We start from the raw sequence: 7,030 nt of genomic DNA, 5'->3' as shown, positions 1-7,030 counted from the left end.
GTGCCTCGACACCCGGTCTAAAAAGCGATGATCCCTCCGGGGCTTCGCCCCTGCGGGATCGGCAGGAGGTAGTAGCAGAGCGGGGATCAGTCGAGGGGACTGCACAGCGACATTGAACATCACCTTTGCCGTTAAGCTCAAATGCGTCACCCTGGTACAGGGAGTGCAAGACACAGAAGGGTATAAAAAAAAGGGAGAGAGGGCCGCATGGGACTCTCTCTCCTGTAGTGGATTACGGATCGGCGCCTTACTCTAAGCGACGGGCACCATCACCGATGATGACGGGGTAGACCTTGGGGGCGTGACCAAACTTCTCCTCATACGCCTTGGTGGCGCGGGCGATGAAGCTGTCGTAGATCTCATCGCGGACAAGATTGATCGTGCAGCCACCGAAGCCTCCGCCCATGACGCGGGACCCGGTGACGCCGCTGTGGAGTGCCTCGAGGACGAGGAAGTCCAGCTCCTCACAGCTCACCTCGTACTTCATCGAGAGGCCCCAGTGGGTCTGGTACATCTTACGCCCCACGGTGGGGTAGTCCCCCGCCTTGAGTGCATCGGAGACCTCCAGCACGCGGTCGATCTCCTCGATCACGTACTCGGCTCGGAGCGCGTCCTCAGCGGAGACCTTGTCCCGGATGCTGTCCAGCATATGGAGGTCGGCATCGCGTAGGTACTCGATCTTGCGGTCGGGGTAGGCCTCACGGAGAGCCTCCACCACATGCTCGCAGGAGGCTCGGCGCTGATTATAGGCGCCGGAGGCGAGGTTGTGCTTCACCACCGTGTCGATCAGGACGAGACGGTAGCCCTTAGGCTCCCAGGGGAAGTACTCGTGCTCCAGCGAGCGGCAGTCGAGGCGCATGATGTGTCCCTCCTTGCCGAAGACGCTGGCAAACTGGTCCATGATCCCGCAATTGACACCCACGTAGTGGTGCTCGGTCATCTGTCCGGCGATGGCGAGGTCGAAGTCGTCCACCTTGCCGTCGCCGAAGAGCTCGTTGAGCGCCCTGGCGTAGCAGCTCTCCAGTGCGGCGGAGGAGGACATGCCTGCCCCGAGCGGCACATCGCCGGAGAAAGCGGTGTCGAAGCCCTGTACAGGGACGCCAAGCTTCTGCATCTCGCGGCTGACGCCGAAGATGTAGCGCGCCCACTGCTCCTCGGGAGCTTCCTCCTCCGTGAGACCGAAGGAGGCTCTCTCGTCGAGGTCGATGGCGAAGGCATTGATTCGGTCGGTGCCATTGGGACGGATCGCCGCCATGATGCCGGTGTCGACGGCACCGGGGAAGACGAAGCCTCCATTGTAGTCGGTGTGCTCTCCGATGACATTGATCCGACCGGGGGCGAAGTAGAGGTTTACCCCTTCTGTATGGTCATAGACCTGCTCAAAGGCAGCTCTCACTTTTTCTCTATTTCTCATAAGGACTCAGGCTGCAGTGTGGGCGACAGGGACGTCGGTCTTATTGGGCTTGCACCCCCAGAGGGCGTAGAAGAGGATCCATGCCTCACCGATGGCGACGAGGATCCAGGAGATATTCCAGCCGATGCCGTCAGCCATCGCACCCTGGATCACAGGGAGAAGCGCACCACCGAAGCAGCCCATCATCAGGATGCCGGATGCCTTGGAGGTGTAGCGACCGAGGCCGTTGAGGGAGAGGGCAAAGGTGGAGGGCCACATCACGGAGTGGAAGAGACCGATGGCGCAGAGGAAGTAGGGATTCTCCGTCACCATGGCGAGGATCACGAGGATCAGAGCGGCGAGGGAGGCGACCATCAGCTGGGTGCGGGCGCTGACCTTATTGAGGAAGCTGCCGACGAAGCGACCGACCAGCATACCACCCCAGTAGAAGGAGGCAAGCGTGGCACCGAGCTTGGCAGCCATGGCAAGGTCGTTCATCGCGTAGAGGACGATATTGGCACCCACGCAGACCTCCACACCGACGTAGAAGAAGAGGGTCACCAGCCCGAGTGAGAGCTGACGGAAGGACCAGACGCTATCGGGGAGCTTCTCCTCGCCGGAGGAGACTCCCTCGATCTCGGGGAGATTGATGCGGGTGAGTGCAAAGACGATCACCGCCACGAGGATCATCAGGCAGAGGATCGGCAGGTAGAGAGAGGTGATATTAACCTCCAGACCGCTCTTTCCGCTAAAGATCACGTAGGCGACGAAGAGCGGGCCGAGCGTGGTCATGAGGGAGTTACCAGTACCAGAGATATTCTGACGCTGTACGCCGGTGGTGCCGGGGACGTCGCAGGCGACGAGGTAAGGATTGACCACCGCCTGGAGGTAGGTGAGCGCCGTACCGGCGACAAAGGCGGCGATGAGGAAGATCCAGTAGGCGATCGGGAGGGTTACGGGACCCTGCCAGGTGAGACCGGTGAAGTCGCCGGACTTAGCGGTATCGACGGCAAAGTTGCCTGTCTCAGCCGCAGCTGTCTGCATGGCAGCGATGCTTCCCTGACTCTCGATAGACTTCGCCTCATTGATTGCACCCTCAAAGCGGGGCAGATCAAAGGTGTCGAAGCACCAGGCGGAGCACATGTAGATGGCAAAGGCGACGATCAGGATGCCGAGACCGAGGATGAGCGACTTCTTGTACCCATTCTTCTCGATGTACCGCGTGCTGATCGGTCCCATCACTAAGTAGGCGAGGAAGAAGGCGAAATTGAGCGTCGTCGTCAGCGTATTGGTCATGCTACCGCCCTTGATGAGGTAGGCGGCCTGCATCGGGGCTTGGAATTGCTGATTGAGGTTGGTGATCAGGCCGATCAGAGCCATCAGCACCACCATGATGATGAAGGGCACCAAGTAATTGGGCTTCGTCTGATTGTACGTTTTAGTCATAAGTTATTGTGGAAAGTGTTAGAATGCATGGTCAGAGCTCCTCGTCCTCTATCTCCACGGTGGAGAAGGCGAAGGTGGTCCGACTCTCGTAGGTCTCCCCGGGACGGAGGACCGTGGAGGGGAAGTCGGGCTTATTGGGCGAGTCGGGGAAGTGCTGTGTCTCGAAGCAGATCGCCGAGCGGGCGGGATAGCGGCTCTCTCCCTTGCCTCGCATATTGCCGGTGAGCCAATTGGCGGTATAGATCTGCACGCCGGGCTGGTCGGTCTGCACCTCCATGGAGATGCCGCTCTTGGGGGAGAAGCAGATGGCGCAGGGTCCGAAGGTACCCGGCTCCTTATCCAGCACCCAGGTGTGGTCGTAGCCACGCGCCTGGAGGAGCTGCTTCTCCTCTCTGTCGATCCGCTCGCCCACCTCGTGCCAGTCGAGGAAGTCGAAGGGCGTCCGCTCCACCGCCTCAGCGGTGCCGAAGGGGATCGCCGTGTCGTCCGTCGGGAGGTACTTCGATCCGAAGAGCCTCAGCATGTGGTCATGGACGGAGGGATCTCCCTCGCCGGAGAGATTGAAGTAGGAGTGGTTGGTGAGGTTGATCACCGTAGGTCGAGTCGTGCTCGCCTTATAGCGGATGTCGAGGGTATTGTCCTCCAGGAGGCGATAGGTCACCTCCACCTCCAGCTCGCCGGGGAAGCCCTCCTCACCATCGAGGGAGGTGTAGCGGAGGACGAGCGTGGCGTCATCTCTCTGCTCGGCGTCCCAGACACGGAAGTTGAAGCCCGTGGGTCCGCCGTGGAGACTATTGGGACCATTATTGATCCTCAGGCGATAGGTCTTGTCATCAAGCGTAAACTTCCCCTTCGCGATCCGATTGCCGTAGCGACCGATGATGGAGCCGAAGTACTGCTCCTCCGTCCCGAGGTAGTCGTCGAGGCTGTCGTGTCCGAGGACGACATCCACCGGCTGGCCATCCCGATCGGGTACCAGCAGTTGGACGATCTTGCCGCCGTAGTTGGTCACCAGCATCTCCATACCGGCACCATTGGTGAGGTGATAGAGGTGGGTGGGGTGACCGCAGAGGTTGCGGTCAAACTTCGCAGCGTCTATCGAGACCGGCTTTCTATAATAGTTCATACGTAAGCATTAGTTAGAAGTGGAGGATGAGCCGGGGGATCACCCACCCGGACGATGTTCCGTGTCCAAATGTACACTTTTTTACCCTTACACCCCACTGATAAGCAAATTATTTATTGTACACCGACGCCACCCAGCTCTATCAGCCAGCGGCAGAAGAGGAGGAAAAGGTAGGCCAAGAGCGCCACGAGGATGATCAGGACGATGATCGCCACGACGAAGTAGCCGGCTCGGCGATTGACCTCACGGATCGTCTCGCGGTCATCCTCGACGAAACCGCGAACCAGCTTAGCGGTCCGGCTATTGGCCCGGAAGAAGAAGTCCAGCACCGGACCGATAAAGGGGACCAGACCGACGCAGGCATCGATGAGGAAATTGTAGAGGATCGCCAGCGTCAGCGGGAGGGACTTGATCTTGCGGGTCGAGAGCCGCAGCCCCGGGATCACGAAGAGGAAGCCCACCACGTCGCCCGCATAGGGGATGAGACCGATGAGCGCATCGATCCCGTAGCGGTCCATATACTTGTCCGCCCAGAGGATGATCCGATAGTCGCGGTCGCTGAGCAACTCCTGCCGGAGCTCCTCCTTCCTTGCATGACGCTCTGCCTCCTCCGCCCTGGCGCGGTCCATGAAGGCCTGCTCCTCGGGGTCAGTCAGCCGGAGCTGACGCCGCACCTGCTCTCGTCGTCCCTCGTGCATCGCCTTATACGTCCAGTGTCGCTTCGCCGCTGAGCAGCTTACGGAGGTCGTCCGGCCCGAGATCCTGCCTACCCTCCCCGGCGAGGAGCAGCAGATCCTCTCGGACACGCTCATCGGTCAGATCGGTGTGGACACGACGCCGAACCTCGGCGACGAAGGCTGACTTATCGTCGATCTGCCGCATATTGTACTGAAAGGTCTCGCGGATCCGCTCCAGCTCGCGCCGGTAGTGGTCCTCGGTCACCTTATTCGCCAGCTCCTTCTGCCGCAGCAGGAGAAGCTCATCGACAGCCGCTGCCGACCGCTGGGCAGCGACACGAGAGCGGGCAGAAGCCACCTGAGCCAACTGTCGGGCACGCTGCTCATCCCGAGGATCAGCGGGTCTCGAGGGGGCGACGGAGCGGGAGACCGTCTCCGTAACCACCGGCATCGCCTCTCGCTCCACCCCCTGCAGGCGCTGCCGGAGGCGATCGATCCGCTCCGTCATCTCGGCGGGAAGCGGCGACTGCTCCAGCTCCCTGAGAGACTGAGGAGCCATCAGCCGCTCCTCCAGCGGGCTCTCTATGATCTCGCGAGCGATGGAGAGGAGCTTAAGCACCGGCGTAAGGTGCTCCGCTGCCCTGCTCAGCATCTCCGGCGACAGGGTCTGCAGCTCATGGATACGCTCCGTCAGGTCACCGGCATCCATACGCGACTGGTGGTACTCCTTGAGTGACTCATCGTAGATCCGCTGCAGCGAGTCGATCTCCTCGCCGAAGACTCTCAGATCCACCCTCAGCTCCTCATACTTGCGCACGATCTCGCCGTCATACTTGTCCCACTCGGTGAGGTCGCGGCCATAGCTCTCGCGAGCCTTGCCGAGGGTGACCGTCCGGCGAAGCCAGTTGGGCTCCTTCGGCTTAGCCTCGAGAGCTTCCTGATAGCGCCCCTCCAGCGAGTCGAGTAGCACCTTCGTCGTCTCCACCTGATCCTTATAATAGGTGATATTGAGCCGGGCGTCGAGCATATTCTCCTCCAGCTCTCTCATATGCTTATGGATCTCCTCCCGCTCGCGGACGATCTGCTTCACCTCGGGGTCAGAGTAAAGCGCCTCCCGCAGCGCCCGCCACTCGCCCGCAAAGACCCGATCCCCATACCGGTAGAAGAGGTCCGCCCGAGAGAGGTAGAGGTCGTTGATCGTCCGGTACACCTCCACCAGCCGCGCCATATCCGCCTGTATGGAGGAAGCATCCCGCACCACATCGCTCCGGAGGTCGAGGAGCTGCCCCTTTAGTCGCGCCGTATCGCCGGCCGTCTTGCTGTAGTGGGAGACAAGATTGACCGCCGCCATCACGAGGGCAAATCGGCGACCGGAGGAGTGGCTGTAGTCCCGCACCGTCTCCGAGAGACCGGCACGGAAGTCCTCCGAGATAGAGCTAAGGAGCTCCGACGAGCGACCCGAGAGACTGTCGAAGGAGAGCCTCGCCCGACCATACATCTCGTCCACATCGATCCATCGAAGCTTGTCGAAGTCGAAGAGCTCCGGCGCCACGCTATGGATCCGATCGCCAAAGAGATCCTTCAGCAGCGCTACCCACTCCCGATAGCTGTAGAGGATCTGCTCCCGCAGTTCGCCGTAGGCGGTGATAGCCCCCTTGATGTCCCCCTTCGCCTCCTTATACGCCTCCACCAGACCGGCATAGCGACGGAGGAGATCCTCCGACTCCGCCTGTATCGCCTTGATGCCGGCGGTACCGACGATGGTATCGACCGCCTGCTGCGAGAGCTGAGGCTTCGCACCCGGGCGATAGTCCCGGGACGCCTCGTCCACCTGCGCGAGGACCCTGTCCATCGCCCTCTTCCCCTCCTCGAGCAGCTCCGTCACCACGCTCACCGCCTTGGTGCTGTCGCTTGACTCGATCAGGTCGATGATTCGGTACTCATCGACGAGGCTCTTGCTGCTGCTGTTATTGAGGAAGGCCTCCCGGATGTGGGGGTCATTCCCCAGCGACCTGTACGCCTCCCAGACCAGCCTGCTAACCTCCGACGAGTCCCCGGAGATGCCGTCGCCCCGCAGCTCATAGGCGAGGTCGGCACGGGTAAAGTGGTCGTCCCGGGCGACCAACTGGTCAGCAACAGACTTGATGCGCTCGTAGAGACGCTGCAGATCGATATCGGACATAGAGAAAATAGGACTACTATATATAATATGTGTGGACAGTCGGAACCAAATGTCATCCCGACTGCTCAAATGTACTGCTTTTTCACCACAAGCCCCTCTGCAAGGTGTGGCCCGCAGGGGTGACGCATTTGAGCCTTAAAGTAAAGAAGTGATAATCCCTGTCGCTGTGCAATCCTGTCGACTGATCCCAGCCCTACTGCTACCGC

Annotated in this window: 5 protein-coding genes; all 5 read right to left on the bottom strand. The window is 60.6% G+C overall.

All coding sequences use genetic code 11. The annotated features are described in order from the left end of the window. Window positions 1-247: 247 nt before the first annotated feature. Entirely contained in the window at window positions 248-1,414 is a 1,167-nt protein-coding gene (gene galK / locus B088_RS07795; RefSeq protein ID WP_025082246.1) for a galactokinase, read from the bottom strand. A 6-nt stretch (window positions 1,415-1,420) separates the two neighbouring features. Beyond that, window positions 1,421-2,839 carry an MFS transporter gene (locus B088_RS07790; protein ID WP_018107866.1) on the bottom strand — a complete coding sequence of 473 codons (1,419 nt, stop codon included), beginning with the start codon at window positions 2,837-2,839 and terminating at the stop codon, window positions 1,421-1,423. 31 nt (window positions 2,840-2,870) lie between these two features. Next, complete coding sequence (locus B088_RS07785) at window positions 2,871-3,965, bottom strand: aldose epimerase family protein (protein ID WP_018107865.1); 1,095 nt, start codon at window positions 3,963-3,965, stop codon at window positions 2,871-2,873. Window positions 3,966-4,078: 113 nt separating this feature from the next. Beyond that, a complete protein-coding gene (locus B088_RS07780) occupies window positions 4,079-4,663 on the bottom strand; it encodes a DUF4112 domain-containing protein (protein WP_018107864.1) in 585 nt (194 codons plus the stop codon). A gap of 4 nt (window positions 4,664-4,667) precedes the next feature. Next, window positions 4,668-6,824: a hypothetical protein gene (locus B088_RS07775; protein ID WP_018107863.1), complete on the bottom strand. Its 2,157-nt coding sequence runs from the start codon at window positions 6,822-6,824 to the stop codon at window positions 4,668-4,670. Between the last annotated feature and the right edge of the window lie 206 nt (window positions 6,825-7,030).

It is taken from the genome of Porphyromonas bennonis DSM 23058 = JCM 16335 (genome assembly GCF_000375645.1).
Taxonomy (GTDB): domain Bacteria; phylum Bacteroidota; class Bacteroidia; order Bacteroidales; family Porphyromonadaceae; genus Porphyromonas_A; species Porphyromonas_A bennonis.
The sequence above is the reverse complement of the archived record's forward strand: the minus strand, read 5'-3'. Positions and strand labels throughout refer to the sequence as shown.